Here is a 23,882-nt window from a genome sequence, read left to right as displayed (position 1 = left end):
CAGGTTTAAAACGGGCTGGAAAAGCGTTTACTAAACGCATATAAACGTTTATATGCGTTTAGTAAACGTTTAGCTACCTGATAATATGAATATGATTTTGTATGACATGCTCATTCCTGCCGCAGTTAGAGAAGCGTTAGACCAGTTTCTTATGCCCATCTGGCGCTTTATTAGCTGTTTTTAAGGTGTTTTTTGGAAATCAGGAGAAAATGCTATCTTGTTGTAGGAACCCTAGCCTTTCAAAACACTTAAACGCTAAGGCAAGAATACCTCCGTACATAGTGCAGATAACCGTAGGTGTTCCGTTTAGCAACTAGTTAGGGCACATAGGTAAGAAATAGAAAAAATCTAAAGAATGTATTCAGCTCAAGAAAGAACAAGGCACATCTGGATAATTATAGTATTAATTGTTTTGAACATCGGGCTTGTAAGGATATTTGGTGGCGACGCTAAAAATTTGATGGGGGAACATGTCGATTCCAATAGCGGACAGATGATTAGAGCGATTCTTATTACAATGCTTATAAGCATACCGATAATCGGATTCATTATTGGTGGACTTGTCGCATTGATTCCTTACAAAGGACTTAAATACAAGAACAAATATCTAAGAGCTTCTTTATTAATTATCATAACAATTAACCTTGTAATATTTGCTTCAAGATTAATTGGGGTTTTTGCATAGAGTAAAATACCAAAAAAATTACGTGCCCTAACACTGCATAAACGTCACGCTACGGCCGACGGCCATGCGCGTCGTTTATACTAACCGTTAGGCAAAAATGTAAAAATGAAAAATCTGATACTTACTCAATTTCTCCTTTTCATAACATGCCTATCGACATTTGGCCAAACTTACTCATCAATTATTGATGACATAGAAATAGTAACCTTTATCCAAAACCAAGCAAAAGGAAAATATAGTAAGAAGATAAATAGCTGGAAATTGGAAGAAGTATACCAGCCCGACTCCGTTCTAAAAAAACTAAAAAGTTGGAAAACTTTAACACCTGGAGAAAAAAGGAATTATAGCTTTAATTATGGTGAAGCCCCACTTCTCGCTGATTTCTTAACTAAACCCGACTTTGAGTTCATCAAAGAACAGATTTCTGGATTAAAGATTAAAGAATGGCAAACGGTAAAAGAATTCCCAAAAGTAAAGAATTCAGAGCACAATACGGACGAGTACTATATATATTCAGTACCTCTGTTTAGCAAAGACAGGAATTACGCATTAATGAAGACTGAATTATATTGCGGTAATCTATGTGGCTGGTCGTGTGTAGAGTTATACAAAAAAGCAGAAAATGGCCAATGGGAGAATAAGGGTTGTTATTCCAAAAAAGTATATTATTAAAAAACATCTTTGCCTAACAAACCCTAAACGTCAGTCTTCGGCCGACGGCCTCGCCCGTCGTTTAGCAAAGACGTTAGGTAAAATTGAAGATTATGAAAAAGCTGACATTTTTCTTCTTTGCAATTATATTACTTTTTGTAGCTGGGTTTACAATTAAGGAGCGACGAAAATCAAACGAGGATAGAGAAAAATTAAAGAGGGTGGCTTTTTGCTCATGCCTATATAAATCGAATCCAAAGTCGGACTTTTGGGAAAATGAAGGAAGTGCCGCAGGATATTTTGAAACAGGGAATTTCGGTATAGACGCTATGGAAACAATCGACAGCATGGCACTCGAAATTAGTAAGAAAAAGTATTCAAGCAAGCTTGACAAAAGATTAGATATTATGAAATGTATGGACTTCTATAATAGTAAAGAATTAGAGGATAAAGTGAAAATGCTAGTAAAATAGAAAAACGCCTTTACCTAACCACGTGTAAACGCCAGCAGCGGCCGACGGCCTCGCCGTCGTTTACACCAGTTCGTTAGCAGCAATATATAATGAAAGAAAAAAAATCAAAAAGGAATGCATTAATACTTGCTCTTATAGTAATGTCTTCATTATTAGGCAGTATGATTTTAGCAATAAATGCATTTAAAGATATATCTAAATACAATGAACCATATTTGTTTACTGCTATTATAATTGTCATCGGATTAGCTATAGGTTATTCAATTTGGAAAAAAGTAAAACCCATAATTCTGCGATATAGTTTAAAAAAGTATGATGACGGAACAATGAGTGCTTTAGTGATAATGACAGTAATTGGAGCCTTATTGTTTGCTATAAACGAACTAAACATTTCTTTATCATACAAAACAGGTTGCGACTCCTTTTTTGTTGTAAACAAGTATAGACAAGAAAGTGGGTTTAGAAAACCTGAAATTAATACTTTAGTTGTTAACCTAGGAAATAAACAAGAAACTGTTGTCACTAATTACAACTTATGGTTAAATCCAAAAATTGGTGATGAAATTAACCTTTGCTTCTATGAATCATTTTTAGGATTTAATTATATAGAACTAAATAAATAAAGCTGCTAACATTGTATATACATCAAGCTAAGGCCGACGGCCTTGCTCGCTGTTTATACGAGTCCGTTACCAGTCATATAAAAAATTAAACATATCTCTTGAGGACTTTATATAATCTATTAAACGAGGCTTTAAGCGTGGTAATGTAATCACCTTACAACAAACTTTCCCAAATCCACCTCCTATCCTCCCATACCCCCAATAACCTAAACTTGCAGCCACTGCAAAGACGGTTGAAGGTTGAGCAATATTTGGCAGGCATAAATCAACCCTTTTATCTCCTAATAGAGTAAGAATAACCATTACTACCACTCCTTTAAAATTGGTAAAATGGAAGATAAATACGTTGTCCCGGCCCAAACCCGCATAGGACATGTGCACCTGAAAGTAGCCGACCTGGACCGGGCGCTGGCGTTTTACCGTGACTTGCTGGGGTTTGAAGTCACCACCATGTATGGCAGCCAGGCCGCTTTTATTTCTGCCGGGGGCTACCACCACCATATTGGCCTGAATACCTGGTACAGCAAAGATGCTCCCCCCGCTGAGCAGGAAAGCGTAGGATTATTCCACACCGCAATCCTGTACCCCACCAGAAAAGACCTGGCCTTTATTTTTAACCGGCTGCAGAGGGCACATTACCCCATCACCGGCGCCAGCGACCACGGGGTGTCTGAGGCCTTGTATCTGGACGACCCGGACGGCAACGGCGTGGAGCTTTACTGGGACCGGCCCAAAGAGCAGTGGCCCGCAAAACCAGACGGCTCCCTGGATATGTACACCAGGCCTCTGGACCTGGGAGACCTGTTAGCGGAAATTGACAAACCCTGAATCCTTTCTGCCGGCTTACTCCATAATGATGGTTATAGCAAAACATAAAAAGGGTCAATGATTACATATAGTTGGCTGAGTTAAAGAATAAAGTACTCCCGCTAATCTTACCTAAAACTTATGAAGTCATTTCTACAATGGACGGTTGTTATTCCTATACTGGCCTGGGTCCTCTATTTCTCGGGGCTTATCCATGATAGCACGTTCTTTCAGGTAGCCGCCAGCGTACTGCTTATTTTCAGTGTGATGGCAGCCGTGCATTATTCTGAGATCATTGCCCAGAAAGTGGGCGAGCCATACGGCACCATCATCCTGGCCATTTCCATTACGGTCATTGAGGTCTCCATTATCATCTCTCTCATGATGGCCGAAGGAAAAGAGGCGGCTTCACTGGCCCGTGACACGGTCTATTCTGCCACCATGCTCATCTTGAACGGCATTGTGGGCCTTTGCCTATTGATAGGGAGCCTGAAACATTATGAACAGGATTTTTCCAAACCATCGGTGACCATTGCCCTGGTGTCGTTGGTGTCCATTATTGGGTTTGCCCTGGTTTTTCCCACCTTCACAGAAAGTGTCTCGGGGTCTTATTACTCCAACCCGCAGTTGATCTTTGCCTCCATTGCCTGTCTGGTCATCTACTCCTGCTTTTTATTCGCGCAAACCAAAAGGCACCGGAGCTATTTTCTTACAGTGGGTGGTGATAATGAAGAGGAGGAATCTGAGCCGCTGCCTATCAGCAACCGCCTGTTTTTCACCAGCCTATTATTCCTTATCCTTTGCTTAGGGATTGTGGTTTTGTTGGCCAAAACCCTTTCCCCTACCATTGAAAGCATCATTACGGGCTATAACCTGCCTAAGACACTGGTGGGGGTGATCATTGCGGCCATCATCCTTTTAGCAGAGGGCGCGGCGGCTATTATTGCGGCCAGAAACAACAAGCTACAGACCAGCCTGAACCTTTCGCTGGGATCGGCCCTGGCCAGTATTGGCTTAACCATTCCCAGTGTGGCCATTGTCTGTATTCTCTATGATTTTAAAATCATTCTAGGGCTTGATATAAAATCCATTATCCTGCTGGGCCTTTCTGTATTTACTGTCATGCTTTCTTTAAGCAGCGGCAAGACCAATATAGTGTATGGGGTAGTGCTGCTGGTGAACCTGTTTGCCTTTATATTCCTGATGATTTACCCTTAACCCAAACCTGGGGCCAGAAGGAGAACCGATTATTAATTGGGTTTACCATCATTCCCGGAGGTTCTTTCTTACCCTTTCCTCTTTTTAAAAGAAACCCTTTTCCTAAAGCCAATAACAAGAACGAAATACCTTATGGACACACGCCAGGCTTACAACCTCTGGGCAGAGCAATATGACACCAATAAGAATCGCACCCGTGACCTGGAAGCGGTCTCCTTACGGGAAACGCTGCACGGGCTTGCTTTTAACAGGTGCCTGGAAGTAGGCTGCGGTACCGGCAAAAATACGGTCTGGCTGGCAGAGCACGTGACAGAGGTAACCGCCATTGACCTATCTGAGGAAATGCTGCAAAAAGCCCGGCAGAAAATTAAAACGGGATTTGTTCATTTTATTCAGGCAGACATTACCCAGGACTGGACCTTTGCCCAGGGACCTTATGACCTGGTGACGTTCAGTCTGGTGCTGGAGCATATAGAAGACCTGCAAACCATCTTCCAGAAAGTGAAAGCGGTGACGCAGGCTGGCAGCTACGTGTACATTGGTGAGTTGCATCCTTTCAAACAATACACCGGCTCCAAGGCCCGCTTTGACACCCCGGCTGGTACCCAGGTGGTTCCCTGCTTCACGCACCACTTCTCTGATTTTACGCAGGCGGCCCTCCAGAATGGTTTCTCCTTGATCATGGTGCAGGAATACTTTGATAACGATGACCGGACCACCCTTCCACGCATATTGACTCTCCTCCTGAAACGAACCGAGGAACAGTAGTAGCTGCCTTATAACCCTACTACAGATTTGCCTTTACAAGAGTAGTCTTTTAAATTACCCCATTACTCGCCCAGCCCCTTGCTTATGCTAGCCAAAAAGAACTATGCCAACGGCCAGAAAGTCCATGAACAAACCGAAGACACCCTAACTTACTTTTTCAAAAACGGGAAGGTAAAAGCCACAGGGCCTTTCACAGACAACCAGATGCAGGGAGAATGGACGTTTTACCGCGAAACCGGGCAGCTTTGGCAGGTAGGCCATTTTAAGGACAACCAGAAACACGGCTCCTTTGTACGCTATGATAGAAATGACCAGGTAGAGTACCAGGAGGATTTTGATAATGGCAAACTGCTCAAAAAATCGCTTTAGATGGACCCGGTAGAAACGTATATTAATACCTTTCCGGCGGAAGTTCAAACGCTCCTGCTCCAGATAAGGGCGACTATTGTAGCGGCCGCACCCCAGGCCCAGGAAAGCATAAGCTACGGAATGCCTGCCTACAAAACCGAAGGCAAGGCCCTGGTGTATTTTGCCGGCTTCAAACACCACATCGGCTTTTACGCCACCCCTACCGGCCACTCGGCCTTTGCCGCAGAACTGGCCGCTTACAAACAAGGAAAAGGGTCTGTCCAGTTTCCCCTGGACCAGCCCGTGCCCTATGACCTCATCTCCAGAATGGTGGCCTTTAGGGCGCAGGAAAACAAAGAGAACTCAGGGAAGAAATAGAAAGGTTACCTTCCCATATACCCTCCGTACAAGTAAAAAAACACCTTCCTCTAGTTGAACATACAGGTTTACTTACCGGCGCCTGGTCTGCGGGAATATGTGCAGTCTATCATGATTTTCAGCTTGAAATCTGATAGCGGCAGTGCTATGCCCCTTAATCCCTTTCCTCCTACGCCCCAGCACAGTTTGTTCTTTTATGTCAATGATCCGGTGCAAACCCAGGTTTTTGGGTCAGAAACGCTGGTCAGTAGTCCCGACTGTCTGCTGGTAGGGCCTCAGCTGACCCGCGTCAACATAAAAATGGGCCATGACCATTTAATGGTGCATGTAGGCTTTAAAACCGGCGGCTTGCATAAACTCACTGGCGTACCCATGCATCTGCTTTTAGACCAGGGCTATGACGCCTCTGATGTCTTAGGCTCAGAGGTGTCCCAACTTATGGAGCAGCTGCGCAACACCCCTACCCAGGACCAGATGGTGAAACAGGTAGAGGCTTTTTTGTGGAAGAAATTAAAAGAAAGCGCCCCTCCTCTACCCTTTGACAAGGCTTTAGAGCAGCTGGTGGGCGCAACGGGCAATATGCCAATTGAGCAGGTAGCCGACCTGGGGTGCCTGAGCCTGAAACAGTTTGAACGGAAGTGCCGCGAGAGAATAGGCCTCTCGCCCAAAGTCTTTGCCCGCCTTATTCGTTTCTCTAACGCCTACCGCCTACGTGAAACGCGCCCAGACCTTAGCTGGACCCATATTTCCTATGCCTCGGGGTATTTTGACCAGATGCACCTCATCAGAGACTTTAAAGAATTTGCCGGCGTAACTCCTGGAATCATCGCCAAAGACCTGGTGCAGACGCCTTACCGGCTGCAGTCTAATATACTGGTGTAGAATGTCTTTTTTATACTATTTACTGGTAGTGGCAACCCCTAGTTTTGGGGTATTACTTCACTAAACAGAAAGGAGAAATAGCCATGAAAAAGATGCTGCTTACCGGTTGTATTTGCCTGCTATGGGTAACAGGTTTTGCCCAGCAAAGAGAGAAAGACCAAACCGCCATCAATGCCCAGATTGACGCCATGATTGCCGACTGGAACCGGCACAATTTTGACAAAATGGAGACCTATACCACCCCAGACTTTGACTGGGTGAACATTGTGGGCATGTGGTGGAAAGGCCAGAAAGAAAACCGGCACGGCCTGGAGACCTACCACAAGACATTCTTCAAAAACACTCCCCAGACCAAAACAAAAACGCACATCAGGTTCCTGACCGATGACGTTGCCCTTGTGCACCTTCTTTGGGGAGTAGGCGCTTTTTACCCACCAGACGGCATAGACAATGGCCATAACAAAATGGGCGATGATGAAGAGTTGGCGACCCTGGTCATGGTAAAGCAAAAAGGGAAATGGCTGATCACGGCCGGGCATAATATTGTCATAGACCCCTTCGCCGCCAAGAATAATCCGGTGTTGTACATGAGCAAGGAGTAAAAGCAAACTTCCTGTTTTGGGCCTGTTTTTAGAAAAACAGGCCCAAAACAGGAAGTTCCTTAAGACCCTGCCAGCAAGGCAAGGATGGCTGCTTCCAACGGTTTTACGGCACGCGCCTTCCAGGAGCCAATCCATTGAATACTATCTTCTCATTATTTAAACCTCTCCCCTGTGTTGCTTGTTATCCTGGCAGACAACAGCAAGACAATGGAAAACACAGCACCCATCCAACATAGAGAACCAGAAGAGAAAGCCAGAATAAAAAACGCCTTTATCCAGCACGTGCTGGAGACTGGCCATGAGCCGGCTTCGGTCTTCAAGTTTGCCCAGACCCTGAACCTGCGGCAGGAAGAGTTTTTTCAGTACTACAACTCCTTTAAAAGCATTAAAAGCGAGGTGTGGGACCAGATCTTTGACCAGACCCTGGCCGTGATGTACGCCCAGGAAGTGTACCCCTCCTACGCGGCCCAGGAGAAGCTGCTCTCTTTCTACTTTACCTGGATAGAGGAACTCAAGAAAAACAGAAGCTATTTTCTCTCTCTATATGAGCACCAGGCGGGTTTCGCGAAAGTGCTGCCCAGCGAGGTAATGAGCTTCAAAAGAAAATTCAAGGCCTTTGCCAAAGAGATTGTGCACGAAGGCAAGGCCACCGGTGAAATTGTGGACAGGAAGTTCTTTTCAGACGGCTATGAGGAAGGAATGTGGGCCGAGACCATGTTCATTTTCCAGTTCTGGCTTCGGGACACCTCGCCGGGCTTTGAGAAAACAGATGCGGCCATTGAAAAGTCGGTGGCGCTGGCGTTTGACCTCATTGGCCGAAACGCGATAGACTCCCTCCTTGATTTCGCCAAATTCCTTTACCAGTCCAGATAAGAACCCATGAAAGATACCCCGCAGGAGCAGGATCATATTCCCACCTCCAAAGTACAGCGTGCCTCCAAATTCATAAGTACCGGCGCCAAGGTGGGCGGCAATTACATAAAGCACTACGCCAAGAAAATGGTGAACCCCTCGCTCAGCAAAGAGGAGCTACACACCAGCAACGCCGAGGACATTTACGCCTCGCTGGGCCAGTTGAAAGGCAGTGCCCTGAAAATGGCGCAGATGATGTCCATGGACAAAAACCTGCTGCCCAACGCCTACCAGCAAAAGTTCATGATGGCCCAGTACAGCGCGCCGCCACTGTCTTACCCGTTGGTGGTGAGAACCTTCCAGAAGTCTTTCGGGGCCGCCCCAGACACCCTATTTGACACCTTCACCCACTCGGCGGTCAATGCCGCCTCTATTGGGCAGGTGCACAAGGCCACCAAAGACGGAAAAACCTACGCCGTAAAGGTGCAGTACCCCGGCGTAGCCGACAGTGTGAGTTCAGACCTGAGAATGGTGCGGCCCATTGCCTACCGCTTACTCAACCTGAACGAAAAGGAGATGGACCATTACATGGATGAGGTGGAGCAAAAACTGCTGGAAGAGACCGATTACCTGTTAGAGGTGCAGCGGTCGCAGGAAATCTCCCAGGCCTGCCGCCACCTGCCTCACCTGAACTTCCCTACCTATTACCCGCAACTCAGCAGCGCCCGCATTATTACCATGGACTGGCTGGAAGGCGCGCACATTACAGATTGGCTGAAAACCAACCCCAGTCAGGCAGACCGTAACAAGATGGGCCAAGCCCTCTGGGATTTCTACCACTACCAGGTGCACCACCTAAAACAGGTGCACGCCGACCCGCACCCCGGTAATTTCATCATCCAGGAAGGCCCCACGCTTGCCATTATTGACTTTGGCTGCGTGAAGGTGATCCCCCAGGATTTTTACCAGGGCTATTTCTCGCTCATCAAAAAGGAAAGCCTGCTGCAGGAAGAAGAACTGAACCAGATCTTTTTTGACCTTGAATTTATCAGCTCCCAGGACACCCCGGTGGAGCAAACGTACTTCAAAACGGTTTTCAGGGAAATGATCGCCTTGCTGGGTAAACCCTTCCATAGCCAAACCTTTGACTTTGGGGATGATGCCTATTTCAAGCAGATCTATGACCTGGGCGACCGGGTGGCCCGCGACAAGATGTTCCGGAACTCCCGCCAGGCCCGCGGCTCCCGGCACGGCTTATTTGTGAATAGGACCTACTTTGGCCTTTACAGTTTACTGAACCAGCTCAAAGCCAACATCACCACCACTAAACCAGATTGGCTGCAGTAAGAATCAGCCACTATACAAGTAAAAGCCCTTTCTGCCTTTTGACGGAAAGGGCTTTTTTTTATTGAAGCAGTTTTAATTCAAACTCAGCACCAGGTCATCGGCGTGCACCAGGGTACCGTCGGGCAGGTGCACATCGGCTATGACCATGTCTTCTGGGGCGGTGACGGTCGTCTCCATTTTCATGGCTTCAATGATGAAAAGCGGCGTGTTTTTCTTGACGGCCTGGTCTTTCTGAACCAGTACCTTGGAGAGCATGCCCTGCAGCGGGGCGCCCAGTTGCTTGGCGTTGCCGGCCTCTGCTTTGCGGTTAGAGACTTTCTCCACTTTTACGGTCTTGTCGCGCACCTCAATGTTGCGGGTCTGGCCGTTGAGTTTGAAGAAAACGGTGCGCAGGCCGTCCTCATCTGGCTCGGTCATGGACATGTACTGCACAATAATGGACTTGCCCTTAGCCATGTCAATGATGTACTCCTCGCCGGGCCGCATGCCAAAGAAGAAGATACGGGTCGGGATTTTGGACACATCGCCAAAATGAATTTGGTGCTGGCGGTATTCTTCCCACACCTTGGGGTACAGCTGGTAAGAAAGGAAATCGGTGAAGGTTCTGTTTTCGCCCTGTTTTTCCTGAAACCGGGCAAAACCACCTTCCAGATCCACGGGTGGCAGGTGCTCGTTAGGCCGGTCAGTGTAAGGCTGTTCTTCTTTGAGCACCAGCTTCTGCAGCTTCTTCGGGAAACCGCCTTCGGGCTGCCCTATGTCTCCCCGGAAGAAACTCTGCACACTCTCAGGGAACGAGATCTGCTCGCCGCGCTCCAGCACGTCTACCGTGGTCAGGTTGTTGGACACCAGGTACAGCGCCATGTCGCCCACCACCTTGGAGCTGGGCGTCACCTTGATCACATCACCGAAGAGTTGGTTTACCTCGGCAAAGGTCTGCTTGATCTGCTCCCATTTATCTCCCAAGCCCAAAGCCTGGGCCTGCGGCCGAAGGTTGGAGTATTGCCCGCCCGGAATCTCGTGCTGATACACCTCGGCAGTGCTGGCCTTAAGGCCGCTCTCAAACGGATAATAGTACTCGCGCACGGTTTCCCAGTAGTTGGAGAACTCGTTCAGGCTTTTCAAATCAAACTCCCGGTGCCGCTCCTGGAACCGCAGCATCTCCACCACGGAGTTGAAATTAGGCTGCGATGTGAGCCCCGACATAGACCCCAAACACACATCAATCACGTCTACCCCGGCCTCTACAGCTTTGAGGTAGGTAGCAGCCTGAATGCCGGCCGTGTCATGGGTGTGCAGATGGATGGGCAGTTTCACGGTATCGCGCAGCGCCTCTACCAGCACCTGCGCGGCGTACGGTTTGAGCAGCCCGGCCATGTCTTTAATAGCGATGATGTGGGCACCCGCGTCTTCCAATTGCTTGCCCAAACGCAGGTAATAGTCCAGGGTGTATTTGGTTTTGGAGGGGTCCAGGATATCACCGGTGTAGCAGATAGAGCCTTCGGCGAGGCCGCCCGTTCTTTTGCGCACAAAGTTGAGACAGGAATCCATGCCCTTCATCCAGTTGAGCGAGTCAAAGATCCGGAAGATATCTACCCCAGTCTCCCAGGACTTCTCCACGAAGGCCTCAATCAAGTTGTCTGGATAGGCCTTGTAGCCCACGCCATTGGCGCCTCTGATGAGCATCTGTAGTAGAATGTTGGGCATGGCCTGCCGGAGTTGCGCCAGGCGGTCCCAGGGGTCTTCGTGCAGAAAGCGCAGGCACACGTCAAAGGTGGCGCCGCCCCACACTTCCATGCTGAAGGTCTGCGGGTGCATCTTGGCATAGCCCTCGGCCACTTTTACCAGGTCGAAGGTGCGCACGCGGGTGGCCAGCAGGCTTTGGTGGGCGTCCCGGAAGGTGGTGTCGGTGTAATGGATCTGCTTTTCCTGGCGCAGCCATTGGGAGAAGCCTTCGGGCCCCAGCTCCGTGAGCAGGTCTTTGGTACCTTTGGGGTATGCTGCGTGCTTGGGGAAAGCCGGAATACGGGGTTTGTCCTGCAGACGGTACGGTTTCTTGACCTTGATATCAGGGTTGCCGTTGACAATGATCTCGGCAATGAAGTTGAGGAAGCGCGTGGCCCGGTCTTTCCGTTTCTGGAAGAAGAACAGCTCGGGGTGGTCCTTCACAAAATCTACGGTGGCGTTGCCCTTGATGAATTCGGGGTGGCTCACGATGTTGTGCAGGAACGGCATGTTGTGGCGTACGCCGCGCAATCTGAACTCGTCCAGGGTCCGTTGCATTTTCACGGCCGCGCCCGCCAGCGTATTGTCATGGGCCAGCACCTTCACAAGCAGCGAATCAAAGAACGGACTTACCTTGGCACCCTGGTACACGCTGCCCTGGTCCAGGCGTATGCCAAAGCCCCCGGCGCTGCGGTAGGCAATGATGGTGCCATAGTCGGGCTTGAAATCGTTCTCGGGGTCCTCCGTGGTAATGCGGCACTGGATGGCAAAGCCCGAGGGAACAATCTTACGGTCTGGCCCCAGGTTAATCTCCGGTGCCGAGAGGTCATAGCCCGCCGCAATGTAAACCTGGGTTTTGATCAGGTCCACGCCCGTCACCATCTCGGTGACCGTGTGTTCCACCTGTATGCGCGGGTTCACCTCAATGAAGTAGATTTCCTCCGTGACCGGGTTCACCAGAAACTCCACGGTGCCCACGTTATTGTAGTTCACGGCCCTACAAATGCGCAGTGCGTAGTCATACAGCTCCTCTTTCACGCGCTCAGACAAGCCCAGGGCCGGGGCCACTTCCACCACCTTCTGGAACCTTCGCTGCACCGAGCAGTCACGCTCAAACAGGTGGGTGATGTGGCCATGGTTATCGGCCACCACCTGCACCTCTATGTGCTTGGGCCGCTCCACGAACTTCTCCAGGAACAGCGTATCATCCCCGAAGGCTTTGGCTGCTTCGTTCCTGGCCTCAAAAAAGCCTTTCTCCAGTTGCTCGTCGTCGCGGAGCACGCGCATGCCTCGGCCTCCGCCCCCGGCGGCGGCTTTAAGCATGATGGGGTAGCCAATGCGGTGCGCCTCTTCCAGGGCCACGCTGACATCAGTGAGTTCCTGCTGGTTGCTTTGGATGAGCGGCACGCCGTTGGCCTGGGCCACTTTCTTGGCGGCTATTTTATCACCCAGTGCGGCCATGGCCTCGGGCTTGGGCCCGATGAACAGGATACCGTTGTCCAGGCAGGCCTGGGAAAAGTCTTTGTTCTCTGAGAGGAACCCGTAGCCCGGGTGAATGGCGTCCACCTCGTTCTCCCTGGCAATCTGGATGATTTCCTCTATGTTAAGGTACGGCTGGAGGGGTTGGTTGTCTTTGCCTACCTGGTACGCCTCATCTGCCTTGTAGCGGTGCAAAGAGTAGCGGTCTTCATAGGTATAGATGGCCACGGTTTTAATGCCCAACTCATTGCAGGCCCGTAATACCCTAATAGCGATTTCGCCCCGGTTAGCGACCAGGAGTTTCTGGATGTTCATAAAAAAGGATTAGGATGGGAGGAGCAAAAACAGCCAGACTATCCCTTCTTTTTCTTCTTGTTTCTTTCCCTACAGCTTGGCTAACATCTGTTAGTTACGAAAATAAAAAATCAATGTCCACGCCTCATTCTCAAAACTTTACGGCTTCATTTTCGGAAATCGATTTCCCGGGCTGTTATCCAAGTTTTGTCTACGCTGGTATTGTCAAGGCTGAAAAACCAGAGTGAAGGGCGCTTCCGTTTCAGGCCTGTTTTCTGAAAAACAGGCCTGAAACGGAACGAACCCAGATGGTACCCCTACCCCACCGGTCCTGTTTATTTTCACTTGGTTCTTCAGGCCACCACGCCTACATCCTACCCATAGTTGCTTACCAGATGCCTTCGCCAAAGCGGTCTTTCTGGTGGGCCACCCCATAGACTTATATAGATACTTCTCTATCTTTAAACTTGAACCGGGAATCAAGAGAATTTCCGGCCCTTTAAGCCTGTCAACTTCACCTTATCTGCTTGCTAAACGCCAATTCTGTGACCCGGAAAACACCTATCCTTGAAACCGCTTCTTTGCTGACGCTGGTACTATTGAAGTTCTTGCTGCAGGACTTTTTGGTAGATAGTTCCTATGACCTGCAGCGCGACGAGTACCTGCACCTGGACCAAGCCAACCACATGGCATTTGGCTACCTCTCCGTGCCGCCGTTCACGGCTTGGGTGGCGTGGGTGATAAAGGCTCTGGGCAACACGGTGTTTTGGGTGCGGTTTTTCCCGGCGCTGTTTGGGGCGCTCACGCTGGTCACGGTCTGGAAAACGGTAGACCTCATTGGCGGGGGCTACTACGCCAAACTGCTGGCGGGCATGGCCGTGCTCTTGTCTGCCCTCTTGCGGGTGAACATGCTGTTTCAGCCTAACTCATTTGACATTCTTTGCTGGACGCTGGTATTCTACCTACTGGTGCGGTATGTGCGCTTTCAGGAAGGAAAAATTTTGTTGTGGCTTGGGGTGGTAGTGGGCCTTGGGCTCTTGAACAAATACAACCTGGTGTTTTTGCTCGTGGGGCTGTTGCCGGCCCTTTTGCTCACGGGTCACGGGAGTCTTTTCAAACGACCCGCTTTTTATGGAGCCCTCCTTATTGCCACGTTGCTTTTCCTGCCCAACCTTGTCTGGCAATTCACGCATGGGTGGCCGGTGGTGTACCACATGGCAGAACTCCAGCAGACGCAATTGCTGCACGTAAACCGGCTTGATTTCTGGCAGGACCAGGTGCTGTTTTTCATTGGGTCTATTTACCTGGTGATTGGGGCGCTGGTGGCGTTTGTAGTCTATGCGCCTTTCCGGCCGTTCCGGTTTGTGGGGCTAGCATATGTGGCTACTATGGCGCTGTTCACGTACTTGCAAGCCAAAAATTATTATGCCCTGGGTTTATACCCGGTGTTGCTGGCCTTTGGAAGTGTGTATTGGGAGCATCTTTTCCGGGAGGGCTGGAAACGGTGGACCCGCCCGTTCTGGATAGGCCTGAACGTGGCGCTTTTTCTCCCTTTGGTAGATGTGGTGTTCCCGCTGCTTTCCCCGGCCCAGATACGGGTGAAATCTGCCAAATTCAAGGAACTCAACCTGCTCAAATGGGAAGACGGGAAAGACCACGCCCTGCCCCAGGACTTTGCCGATATGCTGGGCTGGCGCGAATTGACCCACCTAACCCAGAAGGCCTTTGCTCAGATTCCTGCTGCAGAAAAGCCGCACACCCTGGTGCTCTGCGACAACTACGGCCAGGCCGGTGCCATTAACTTTTACGGCCGGCAACAGCTCCCGGCAGCGGTTTCCTTTAACGCCGATTACCTGCACTGGTACCCGCTGGAATTACCCGTCCAGCATATTATCCTGGTGAAGACGCTGGGCGAGCAGGTATTGCAGGAAGAGGAGAAACCGCTGGTGAATTCCGTCTCTAAAGTGGGTGAGGTAACCTCTGATTTCGCGCGCGAGAAAGGCACGGCCGTTTACCTGCTGCGGGGCGTGTCTCCCGTGCTAGCCCAGCAATTGCGGGAGCGGGTCATCGCAAAGAAAAAGGAATGGTAACAATCGTTGAAAACGGAAGCGCAACTCTTTCTTCGGCTATTTCTTGCGCACATAGAACTCCTTCGCCCTGATGGCCTCCAATTTCGCTTCCGGCTTTTTGCCCAGCGCTTGCAGCAACTTGGCCCGGCGCCGGTGGCAGTCTCCTGCCACGTAAGAATCTGGGAAGGATTTAACCGAGCGCGTGAACAGGTCATAGGCCTGCCGCAGTGCCATGGTGTCCTTTTTGTGCTTCATGAGCTGCAAGGCCTGCGTGTAATCCTTGTGCCAGCCTTTCGCGATCTTGCCCATACGCTCCGCCTCCTGGAACACCGGGAAAGGCGGAACCGTGAACAGCGAGTTCTTTGGTAGAATTACCGGGGCGGGTTTCCTGAAGAAATCTTCCAACGCCGCCACGTACGCCTTCGCTTCCTGCCCGTTGTAGTCTGGTTTCTTCAAACGCTCTTCCTCCGGGGCATGGGTAAAGAAAGAGGCCTCCGCAATTACCGCCGGTATGCCGTATGTTCCCCTAAGCACCTTGGCCCCGGCGGTAGGGAAAATAGCATGGTCTGAGACAATGGAGACCGGCACTTTGGCCTGGTAATGCTGCTTGCGCAGGGCTTTGGCAATATGCTTGGCTAGGGCCACACTGGCGGTGTTCTCTGAGGCGTAGCCGTGGTAATAGATAATGGGAAAGTTCACCGAAGAATCGGCGGTGGCGTTATGGTGGATGGACAGGAAAACCTGGGCCTTGTTCTCCAGGGCCAGCTTTATGCGGTCATCAAAAGGCACGTTGTCATCGGTGGTACGGGTCATGAGCACGGTGGCCCCTTTCTCCTGCAGTAGTTTCTGCAGCAGCAAGGCTACCCGCAGGTTCACCCACTCTTCCCGCTCCCCCGTGGGCCCCACCCGGTAACTGTCGGTGAGGGCAGTGCCGCCGTGGCCGGCATCCAGGCAGATCACTTTCCCGGCCAACGGGCTTTTCCTCTGCTGGGCATTCGCGCCGGTAGTGATGGCCAGCAGGCCAAGAAGTAATAGGAGAAGGTATTTCATATAAGAAGCTACTTTATCAGTTTGGGGTCAACGTAGGTGCCGTAGCGAGTGGCATTGCCCAAGCGCCAGAAATACTGGTACAGCACCTTTGACACGTCTTCCAGCACCATTCCGTCCTGGCCCATGGGCTTAAAGTTTTCCATGATGGCCACCGCGTAAGGCCGTTCGGGCAGCAGCACCAGCGCCCACTCCGTGGAGACGCCGTTCAAGATACCGGGTTTAAAGGCAAGGGGCACATGGTCCGGGAGACCCGGCGCCAGGCGACTGGTTTCGCGGTTGGTTTTCTTGAGAATGGAGATGATCTCCTCTGAGGTGGCCTTGTTCAGAAATTCGCCTTTGTACAGCATTTGCAGAATTTTCGCCGCCTCTGCAGGCGTGGAAATATTCTCTTCCCCTCGGCCCGAAGCCGCCGCCTGAATCATCTTGCGTTGCACCCGCGTCTGCTTTAAGCCCATGGCCTGCAATGAGGCATTGATGTTGGATAGGCCTACCAGGTCTAGCAGCGCGTTGGTGGCCGTGTTGTCGCTCAAGGCGATCATGAGCACCGCCAGGTTACGGATACTAAAGCTGGTACTGTCTTCAAGGTCCTTGATGATTCCGGTCCCGCCCACCACCTGGCCCGGGGCAATGCGGCGCACATCCGTCAGGGCGAATTTCCCGGCCTGGGCCTGCTTGTAGACTTCCAGCAGAATAGGCACCTTAATGGCGCTGGCCTGCGGAAACACCAGATCCTGGTTAAACCGAAAGGCCTCGCCGGAGGTAAGGTCTATGGCGACCAGCCCGGTAAGGGCCGAAGATTTCTCCAAAATGCCCCGTAACTCCTGCTCCGTTTTCTGCCGCAGCAATTCCTTGGGTGAAGACTGCCCCTGCCCATTGAACGTCATGACCAGATAGGTGATTATAAAAAGGGGGTACCGTTTTAGCTGCATGTTTTCTAGGCAAAAGGTCTTTTTACCTTCGGCCCTGCCGGCAATGTAGAGGTTACCGCGCTAAATCAAAAAGGGTAGTGCCCAAAAAGCAGGTAGCCATTGCTTTTTAGGCCTGTTTTGGCCAAAATAGGCCTAAAACAGATTACATTAAAAAAGCCCCCACCTTTGACGAGGCAATTGCCCGGGCGTTGGCAGCACCTCTTGGTGGTTTTCTCCGTAGAGGGAGCAACCCCGTTTATACCTTGCCCTATGAAACCATATCTGCTCTACCTGGCCTGCCTGCTGCTGGCCTCTTGCACGCTCTCCAAAAACATTGTGACAGTGCCCTACCGGGCCGATGAGAAATTCCTGACCCCGCAGGAAATGCAGCAACTGAAAACCACCGGACAGGTAAGCAAGGCGTTCTCGGCCACCTCCCCCACCGATACCATCACGGGCACCATCAAAATCATAACCGATGGCGATGACTACAAATACATTGAAGTGGGCGACTGGGTGGAGGTACTCACGTACCACCCGCAGGTCTGGATTACCGGTAAGACCCGGGCCGTGACCAGCTTTGACAGCTTGGGCAACTTTGTGCGGCGCAAGGTCTACGAGAAGCCTAACAAACAGAGCGGTTACTACCTCCGGGAGGAATGGAGCAGCAGCCAGGTAAAGGATGGAAACCAGGTACAGCACCTTGAAAACGTGTGGGTGTATGACCAGAACGGCGAAAAAACCTTTGAACAGTTCTGGGTGCAGGACTTTGATACCCCGGCCAGCTGGCGCCAGAAAAAAAAGACCCACATCAACACCTTGCAGTACTACAACGCCCAGGGCCGCCTTAAGAAAGAAAAGTTCTTCAATGCCGAAGGCAAATTTATGGAGACCATCAAGCATTAACCCCGCTGGGTTAGGTTTTTGTTTTGGGGCTGTTTTCCGGAAAACAGCCCCAAAACGCAAATGCCCACAGACTTTGGAAACTGTGGGGCCTGAAGCTGCCTGTTTAAAATAGCAAGGGCATTTGAGGGTATCACCTCTGGTAGATCAGGCTCTGACCTTGAAATGGATCAGAAGATCAGGACAGTTAACTGCAGAGTGATCTAAGGTTCCCTTCCGGGGTATTCACCCTAGCTCAAACTGAATTATTGGTGGCGGGTAACCTTCTTTAGAATTGTCTTTTGCTTTCGCCACCTGGAAGGAGTACTTGGTAAGCCATTCTAACAAACATAAAAAAAGGAGGCCCTTTGCGAGGGCCTCCTTTTTAATTACCTATCTAAAGCGCTTAGCTTTTTACTTCTTTCTTCTGCGCTTCGCCTTGGTGGTGCTGGCCTTTTTTGCCTTTGTGACCAGGCTTTCCGGCTTTGTGTTTCATCTCGCCACCTTTGGCTTTTTTATCGGCTTGGTATTGGGCGTATTGCTCTTTGGTAAAGATATTCTGCAGTTCAGCATCCCATTGGGCGTGTTTGGCTTTCATGGCATCTTTTTGCTGCTGGCTTACCTCTGCGCCAGTGCCCCGTTGGGCGTGCATGGCAGCCATCTCATTTTCGTGCCGTGCGTGCACTTCCTTCAGTCTGGCTTGCTGCTCAAGGGTGAGGTTGTATTTCATGGTAAGCATTTCTACCCGCTTGGCGGCTCTTTCCTCAGGGGTCTTGGCTTCTCTGCGGGCTACTTCCTGACCGGCACGCTCTTGACGTACTTTTTTATCTTGCTTGGGGGCTACCTGGGCAAAGGAGCTTCCGGCTACTAACATACCCAAGGAGAACATCACAACTAACTTTTTCATCTTCGTATTTTTGGAGGGTTTAAATGCTTTTTTCAGTGACTCCGCTGAGGCTTTTAAAGCGAAGCCTCTTCCCTATAATCAAAGCACGTGCCAAAAACCAAAGCAGGAGGTAATAGCCAACCTAAACCTAATTAATCTACTTATCATCAATCACTTACAATCCATTATTTTTATTAATTTTTCTTCGCACTTTGCCCAAATTCGTTTTTAAGCCGATTTTCCTAAAACAGCCTTAAAACAGCTTTGCGTTTTTATAAGGTGCTTTCCAGCGGGTTGTATCTAAGAAGTCTAAGCCAGGGAAAGGCTACTAAAAACTTCAGCAAACTGGCAGGTATGTCCTTTTTAGATTTACAGAAGATGGGCGCCTGGCCTTTACCAAACCTATTCCTTAGTATCTGATGTAGAGGAACCAATTGCGCCCGAGAGAATCTGGTTAGCCAGGTCCAGCTCTTCCTGCAGGATGGTATGGGGCCGGCCTTTGTATATCTTTTTAGTAACCACCGCACCTTTGGCTTCCATGATTGAGACCGTTTCCTCCACCCTGCTCACCGGCACGTGCGGGTCGGGGTCGCCGGTAGTGATTAAGACGGGGGTTCCTTTGAAATCGCCCTGGTAATTGTCGGGATTAAGGTCCTGACCAATGAGTCCGCCGGTAAACAGCAGTAGCCCGCCGTAGTGCTGGGCGTGCCGGGTAGCGTACTCAGACGCCAGGCAGGCGCCTTGCGAGAAGCCCAGCAGGTAAATCTGGTCAGAGGCCACCCCTTCGGCCAGGATTCCTTGCACGGTCTGGTCCAGGAGGTCAAGCGCCGAATCAAGAGCGGGCTGGTTCTGGACCACAGGCGCCATAAAGCTGTAGGGATACCAGCTTTGGTTGGTGGCCTGAGGGGCATATAGGGTAAAGTCTTCTACGGCCAGGTGCTGCGCCAGCGTTAAAATGCTGGCCGCGGTAGCGCCCCTGCCGTGCACCATCACCAGTGCCTTTTTGGTCTGTGCCAGTGGTTTGCCTTTTGTTTTAATATCTTTCTGATGGGTATACATATAGGTGAAGTGTGTCCGTTAGATGATGGCTCTGGTAGCTTTTTTTCCGAAGAAGAGTTTCTATTTTTCTTTTTGCTCTTTCGCGCCTTTTATGGCCTCCGCCAGCCAAAGGAAACCATCCAGAAATTTATCCAGGCGCTGGCCGTAGCCTTCATCGGTTAATTGCCCGTCGGTGAAAAGGGTCTGTACCTTGGGTGTCAGGAGAAACTCCGGGTACACAATCCCATGCAACCGAAGTGCATAATGCTGCATGTTACGGGCCGCGTTCACGCCCCCTAGCATGCCCGAAGAAACCGCCACCAGCCCAAACACTTTCCGGGAATACTCCTGGTAAAAATAGTCCATGGTGTTTTTAAGAGCGCCGGAGTAACTGCCGTTATGCTCCGGAGAGACCACTACCAGGGCATCACAGGCGGCAATAGACGCGCTGGTTTCTTTCAATACCGCAGACGGATTGGCCGTTTCCGCCAGGGTATTCTCCAGCAAAGGCAAATTAAGGGCTTTCACGTCTAGCAAGCTACAGGAATGCTGCCGGTTGCTTAACCTTCTCTGTACCTCCAAGGCTACCTGATGGGAACGCCGCTGCGGTCGCGCACTCCCTGAAATCACTACTATGTTCATAGCTTCAATTGATTGTTTAGCCCCTCGGTTTGTCCCTTTTTTGGTACGTTAAGTTAAGCCAAAGTAACGAAGATGGATTTACGGGTGGCCGGCTGTAGATTTCGGGTTTTGTGACCCTTCCCCGAAGTGTCTTCCACCAATAAGATATCCCCAGCGGTAAACTGCCTTTTCTCTCCCAGGGAAGTCTCAATTTCTATCTCGCCGTCTAACAGAATAATGTACTGCCGGGCAGGCGCCGGGTGGAAATCATAGTCATAGCTGGGCAGCACTTTCCGAAAGATAATGCTCTGGGCCGGCTGGGGCGCAGACAAAGAACCAATCTCGCCGGCCAGCATCAAGGGAATCAACTGGTCCTGGAAATGGCTTTCGCCTTTATCATCTGAATAGATGCGGGTGATCTGGAATTCTTCCATGGGGTCTAACAGGCTAGTTGCGTCTAAGGTATTTCCTTACAGTTTACTGCCTGTCCCCTGCTTTGTTTCTAAACTTTGCAATTACGCAGTAGCATGCCCGGCGGTGCTGTTGTCTTTATGTTTTAGATTTTTTAAAAGCTTTTGAATTGGGATTAGTTAAAAGCAAAGAGGCCACTTCACAAAAAGTGAAGTGGCCTCTTTAGAAAGTGATCCCGCTGGGATTCGAACCCAGGACCCATACATTAAAAGTGTATTGCTCTACCAGCTGAGCTACAGAATCAGAAATAGTGAAAGGTGGTAAAAAAAGCCTCTCCGGGGGTAAACCGGAAAGGCTTTTGGTGATCAAGTGATCCCGCTGGGATTCGAACCCAGGACCCATACATTAAAAGTGTATTGCTCTACCAGCTGAGCTACAGAATCTTTTACTACCTTTGCTTAGGAGGGCGTTACCCTCATTTGCGATGCAAAAGTAAAATCTGTTTCCTTAAATGCCAAACATTTCTCGCAAATTCTACTACCTTTTTTGCGCCGCCTTCCTGGTTTTCGCTCAACCTGTTCTGGGTCAATCACCTAGCAAACGCCTTGCCACCGCAGATTCTTTGTTTACCCAGCACCGCTATACGCAAGCTTTGGGTATTTACGAGATATTGCTCAACCAAGGCCAGGTATACTCCCCACAAATGCTGCTGAAGATGGCCTACATCCATGAGGGGCTCCAGCAGTACACCAAATCTATGTACTACCTTCAGCTGTATTACAGCAAGCACCCCAGCAGGTCGGTGCTGCGCAAGATGGAGGAGGTTGGCCTGCAGCAACACCTCTTCGGCTACCAATACACCGACTGGGACTTCTTCAAAACCCAATTTTATAAGTACTACGCCCAGATTCTGGAACTGTTACTGGCCGGGGCAGCCATAGCCTTGACCTTGCTTATCTTACGTTGGGTGAAAAAGCGCCCCGTAAGTACCGAAGCCAAATTTGCGTTCCTGCTCTATTTGGGTTTCCTTTTCTACTTCGGTAATTTCCTGACCCTGGGCCAGCAAGGCATCATTCAAAGCGGCAATGTGCCCATAATGACCGCCCCTTCGGCCGGCTCTTCTCTGGTAGCCTCGGTGGGCATGGGGCATAAAGTGCGGGTTCTGGGCGAGCAGGATATCTGGTACCGCATTGAGTGGCAGGACCAAACTGCCTACATCCGGAAAAACAACCTGCTCCTGCTTCCGCAGCCGCTGGGCAGTCAGGAATTGTTTTAACGCCCGTTTTAAGCCAGGCAATTCCCTATAACCCCACAGCCGGGATTTATTTAAAGGGCGAATCAGCCTCTTTTTTCATGTGGTTATAGACCAGCTTATCGGTGAGGCCAGGCAGCCATTTGCTGAGGAACACGGTAAGTTTTCCTTGTCCGGTCATGATGAGTTCCCGCTGGCGCTTGATGGTGCCCTCCAGAATCTTGTCGGCCACCTCCTCGGCAGACATCATTTTGCCTTCGTCCCGGGGCGACTCTCCCTGCTGCTGGCCGTTGGCGGCCAGAGCAGTGTTTCTGATATTGGAGGCTGTGAAACCCGGGCAGGCCACCATCACATGCACGCCCTGATGCAGGACCTCGGTGCGGAGCGCGCCCAGAAATCCCTGCATGGCAAACTTAGAGGCCGAATATCCGGTACGGCCAGGTAGTCCCTGAAAACCCGCAATGGAAGAAACGCCAATAATGGATCCTTTGCGCTGTTGAATATACGGCAGGGCGAATTTTGTGCAGTACACGGTTCCCCAAAAGTTGATATCCATGAGCTGCCGGATCACCGCCAGGTCCACGTCCTGGAACAGCGCCCGCATGCTGATGCCCGCGTTGTTGAGCATCACGTCTATGCCCCCAAAGCGCGCCACCGTCTCTTCAATAAGCCGGTGGCAATCTTCCTCCTTGCTTACATCACCGGTAACAGCCAGGAATTCTATGTCCGCCGCTTCCAACTCCTGCCCTACCTCGTTCAGTTTCTGCGCGTTTCTAGCGGAAATAACCACTTTGCCCCCCGCCTTCCCGAAGGCCAACGCGCAGGCCCGGCCTATTCCAGAGGAGCCTCCGGTTATGATAATGACTTTGTCTTTCATGTTCTTTTTTTGTCCGCAGGTCTTCTTGCGTAGACAAAGCTACAAGAAGTTTTTGGTTGAAAGGTGAGGCCGGTTTCTTCTTTGTGCATGCAGTTGGCTACAGCTGGCGTGGTGTCTGCTTTTGCTTGAGTCCTTATGTTTGGTTGTTTCATCTTCGCCCTCTGAGCGCTCACGGCTGCGGGGCCCCGTCTTTTCCCCTCGCACTGCCCTTGCGGCCTCCTTACCTTCTTCTCTTAGCTAAGGTCTGTCCAGGGCCACAAGCGAGGCGCTCGAGGTAAAGACTGGAATCGGGGGAATGATAGTTTAGCTCCTCCGGATTTGCAATCCGGAAGTTCCGAAAAGGGGATTTGCAATCCCCGGCGGAGGCGGCGTTCCCGATCTTAGTCCCAGGCGGATTGCAAATCCGCTTTACACTTATTCGGGATTGCAAATCCCGAACAGCGTGGGAAGGAACTGCATTATTCGTTTTGAGGCCGTTTTGAGGAAAACAGCCTCAAAACGCAAATCTGCTCACTTATCGCAGACTCTCCCCTTGAGGATTGCCCAAACGGGAGTTTGAGGCAGCGAGCGTAGATCTGCAGAGGGGTGTTTACACAGGAGGGCAAACTTGCAGGATCCACTGGCACAGACGCTCGCAGGAGCTGCGCACGCTACGAGGTCTTTGGAACTGCCGGCTTTGCGTTTTGTGCCAAGCCCATACCACCTGCCGTTTTAATCCCCCCATTCCCGAAATCCTTCCTTCTACAAGTCCCAAACCAA

At 50.4% G+C, this 23,882-nt stretch carries 24 protein-coding genes and 2 tRNA genes; 16 read left to right on the top strand and 10 right to left on the bottom strand.

Going from position 1 to position 23,882, the window contains the following annotated elements; all coding sequences use genetic code 11:
- Nucleotides 1–355: 355 nt before the first annotated feature.
- The 13 genes from TH63_RS03715 to TH63_RS03655 all read left to right on the top strand — a co-directional run bounded on the left by TH63_RS03715 (nucleotide 356) and on the right by TH63_RS03655 (nucleotide 9,634).
- Nucleotides 356–685, top strand: coding sequence for a hypothetical protein (locus TH63_RS03715; RefSeq protein ID WP_048919753.1), 330 nt, complete (start codon nucleotides 356–358; stop codon nucleotides 683–685).
- A gap of 105 nt (nucleotides 686–790) precedes the next feature.
- Nucleotides 791–1,357, top strand: coding sequence for a hypothetical protein (locus tag TH63_RS03710; RefSeq protein ID WP_048919752.1), 567 nt, complete (start codon nucleotides 791–793; stop codon nucleotides 1,355–1,357).
- A 92-nt stretch (nucleotides 1,358–1,449) separates the two neighbouring features.
- Nucleotides 1,450–1,809: a hypothetical protein gene (locus tag TH63_RS03705; RefSeq protein WP_048919751.1), complete on the top strand. Its 360-nt coding sequence runs from the start codon at nucleotides 1,450–1,452 to the stop codon at nucleotides 1,807–1,809.
- Nucleotides 1,810–1,898: 89 nt separating this feature from the next.
- Complete coding sequence (locus TH63_RS03700; protein ID WP_048919750.1) at nucleotides 1,899–2,432, top strand: hypothetical protein; 534 nt, start codon at nucleotides 1,899–1,901, stop codon at nucleotides 2,430–2,432.
- Between the two features lie 330 nt (nucleotides 2,433–2,762).
- Nucleotides 2,763–3,260 (top strand): VOC family protein, encoded by a 498-nt coding sequence (locus TH63_RS03695; protein ID WP_048919749.1) that lies wholly within the window; start codon nucleotides 2,763–2,765, stop codon nucleotides 3,258–3,260.
- Nucleotides 3,261–3,380: 120 nt separating this feature from the next.
- The gene (locus tag TH63_RS03690) at nucleotides 3,381–4,457 is read left to right on the top strand and encodes a calcium:proton antiporter (RefSeq protein ID WP_048919748.1); all 1,077 of its coding nucleotides are present in this window, start codon (nucleotides 3,381–3,383) and stop codon (nucleotides 4,455–4,457) included.
- A 36-nt stretch (nucleotides 4,458–4,493) separates the two neighbouring features.
- Nucleotides 4,494–5,225, top strand: a complete 732-nt coding sequence (locus TH63_RS03685) for a class I SAM-dependent methyltransferase (protein ID WP_262506184.1) — start codon at nucleotides 4,494–4,496, stop codon at nucleotides 5,223–5,225.
- Nucleotides 5,226–5,309: 84 nt separating this feature from the next.
- Nucleotides 5,310–5,594 carry a toxin-antitoxin system YwqK family antitoxin gene (locus TH63_RS20460; protein WP_048919746.1) on the top strand — a complete coding sequence of 95 codons (285 nt, stop codon included), beginning with the start codon at nucleotides 5,310–5,312 and terminating at the stop codon, nucleotides 5,592–5,594.
- Complete coding sequence (locus TH63_RS03675) at nucleotides 5,595–5,951, top strand: iron chaperone (RefSeq protein WP_048919745.1); 357 nt, start codon at nucleotides 5,595–5,597, stop codon at nucleotides 5,949–5,951.
- Nucleotides 5,952–6,005: 54 nt separating this feature from the next.
- The gene (locus tag TH63_RS03670; protein ID WP_048919744.1) at nucleotides 6,006–6,833 is read left to right on the top strand and encodes a helix-turn-helix domain-containing protein; all 828 of its coding nucleotides are present in this window, start codon (nucleotides 6,006–6,008) and stop codon (nucleotides 6,831–6,833) included.
- Between the two features lie 83 nt (nucleotides 6,834–6,916).
- A complete protein-coding gene (locus tag TH63_RS03665) occupies nucleotides 6,917–7,435 on the top strand; it encodes an SgcJ/EcaC family oxidoreductase (protein ID WP_076606594.1) in 519 nt (172 codons plus the stop codon).
- 207 nt (nucleotides 7,436–7,642) lie between these two features.
- On the top strand, nucleotides 7,643–8,308 hold the full coding sequence (locus tag TH63_RS03660; RefSeq protein ID WP_048919742.1) for a TetR family transcriptional regulator C-terminal domain-containing protein: 666 nt from the start codon (nucleotides 7,643–7,645) through the stop codon (nucleotides 8,306–8,308).
- A gap of 6 nt (nucleotides 8,309–8,314) precedes the next feature.
- The gene (locus TH63_RS03655; protein ID WP_048919741.1) at nucleotides 8,315–9,634 is read left to right on the top strand and encodes an ABC1 kinase family protein; all 1,320 of its coding nucleotides are present in this window, start codon (nucleotides 8,315–8,317) and stop codon (nucleotides 9,632–9,634) included.
- A 72-nt stretch (nucleotides 9,635–9,706) separates the two neighbouring features.
- Here TH63_RS03655 and TH63_RS03650 read toward each other — a convergent pair whose 3' ends face one another.
- Nucleotides 9,707–13,150 carry a pyruvate carboxylase gene (locus tag TH63_RS03650; RefSeq protein WP_048919740.1) on the bottom strand — a complete coding sequence of 1,148 codons (3,444 nt, stop codon included), beginning with the start codon at nucleotides 13,148–13,150 and terminating at the stop codon, nucleotides 9,707–9,709.
- 524 nt (nucleotides 13,151–13,674) lie between these two features.
- On the opposite strand from TH63_RS03650, the gene TH63_RS03645 reads away from it, so the two are divergent.
- Complete coding sequence (locus tag TH63_RS03645; RefSeq protein ID WP_048922565.1) at nucleotides 13,675–15,219, top strand: glycosyltransferase family 39 protein; 1,545 nt, start codon at nucleotides 13,675–13,677, stop codon at nucleotides 15,217–15,219.
- A 36-nt stretch (nucleotides 15,220–15,255) separates the two neighbouring features.
- Here TH63_RS03645 and TH63_RS03640 read toward each other — a convergent pair whose 3' ends face one another.
- Both TH63_RS03640 and TH63_RS03635 read right to left on the bottom strand, forming a co-directional pair.
- Nucleotides 15,256–16,248 carry an N-acetylmuramoyl-L-alanine amidase family protein gene (locus TH63_RS03640; protein WP_048919739.1) on the bottom strand — a complete coding sequence of 331 codons (993 nt, stop codon included), beginning with the start codon at nucleotides 16,246–16,248 and terminating at the stop codon, nucleotides 15,256–15,258.
- Between the two features lie 8 nt (nucleotides 16,249–16,256).
- Nucleotides 16,257–17,177, bottom strand: a complete 921-nt coding sequence (locus tag TH63_RS03635) for a serine hydrolase (protein ID WP_048919738.1) — start codon at nucleotides 17,175–17,177, stop codon at nucleotides 16,257–16,259.
- Nucleotides 17,178–17,426: 249 nt separating this feature from the next.
- On the opposite strand from TH63_RS03635, the gene TH63_RS03630 reads away from it, so the two are divergent.
- Nucleotides 17,427–18,062 (top strand): hypothetical protein, encoded by a 636-nt coding sequence (locus tag TH63_RS03630; RefSeq protein ID WP_048919737.1) that lies wholly within the window; start codon nucleotides 17,427–17,429, stop codon nucleotides 18,060–18,062.
- A gap of 382 nt (nucleotides 18,063–18,444) precedes the next feature.
- Here TH63_RS03630 and TH63_RS03625 read toward each other — a convergent pair whose 3' ends face one another.
- The 6 genes from TH63_RS03625 to TH63_RS03595 form a co-directional block, all read right to left on the bottom strand.
- Nucleotides 18,445–18,945, bottom strand: coding sequence for a hypothetical protein (locus TH63_RS03625; protein WP_048919736.1), 501 nt, complete (start codon nucleotides 18,943–18,945; stop codon nucleotides 18,445–18,447).
- A gap of 381 nt (nucleotides 18,946–19,326) precedes the next feature.
- Nucleotides 19,327–19,983 carry an alpha/beta hydrolase gene (locus TH63_RS03615; protein ID WP_048919734.1) on the bottom strand — a complete coding sequence of 219 codons (657 nt, stop codon included), beginning with the start codon at nucleotides 19,981–19,983 and terminating at the stop codon, nucleotides 19,327–19,329.
- A gap of 60 nt (nucleotides 19,984–20,043) precedes the next feature.
- Nucleotides 20,044–20,604, bottom strand: coding sequence for an NADPH-dependent FMN reductase (locus TH63_RS03610; RefSeq protein ID WP_076606395.1), 561 nt, complete (start codon nucleotides 20,602–20,604; stop codon nucleotides 20,044–20,046).
- A 53-nt stretch (nucleotides 20,605–20,657) separates the two neighbouring features.
- Nucleotides 20,658–21,017: a cupin domain-containing protein gene (locus TH63_RS03605; protein ID WP_048919732.1), complete on the bottom strand. Its 360-nt coding sequence runs from the start codon at nucleotides 21,015–21,017 to the stop codon at nucleotides 20,658–20,660.
- 207 nt (nucleotides 21,018–21,224) lie between these two features.
- Nucleotides 21,225–21,297 (bottom strand) — tRNA-Lys (locus TH63_RS03600).
- A 67-nt stretch (nucleotides 21,298–21,364) separates the two neighbouring features.
- Nucleotides 21,365–21,437 (bottom strand) — tRNA-Lys (locus TH63_RS03595).
- Between the two features lie 68 nt (nucleotides 21,438–21,505).
- Here TH63_RS03595 and TH63_RS03590 point away from each other — a divergent pair.
- A complete protein-coding gene (locus TH63_RS03590) occupies nucleotides 21,506–22,270 on the top strand; it encodes an SH3 domain-containing protein (protein WP_048919731.1) in 765 nt (254 codons plus the stop codon).
- Between the two features lie 46 nt (nucleotides 22,271–22,316).
- On the opposite strand, the gene TH63_RS03585 is transcribed toward TH63_RS03590, so the two are convergent.
- Nucleotides 22,317–23,123, bottom strand: coding sequence for an SDR family oxidoreductase (locus TH63_RS03585; RefSeq protein ID WP_048919730.1), 807 nt, complete (start codon nucleotides 23,121–23,123; stop codon nucleotides 22,317–22,319).
- Nucleotides 23,124–23,882: the final 759 nt, after the last annotated feature.

Source organism: Rufibacter radiotolerans (assembly GCF_001078055.1).
In the GTDB taxonomy this organism is placed as follows: domain Bacteria; phylum Bacteroidota; class Bacteroidia; order Cytophagales; family Hymenobacteraceae; genus Nibribacter; species Nibribacter radiotolerans.
Note: the sequence above shows the minus strand (reverse complement) of the source record. Positions and strands in the feature narration are given on the sequence as shown.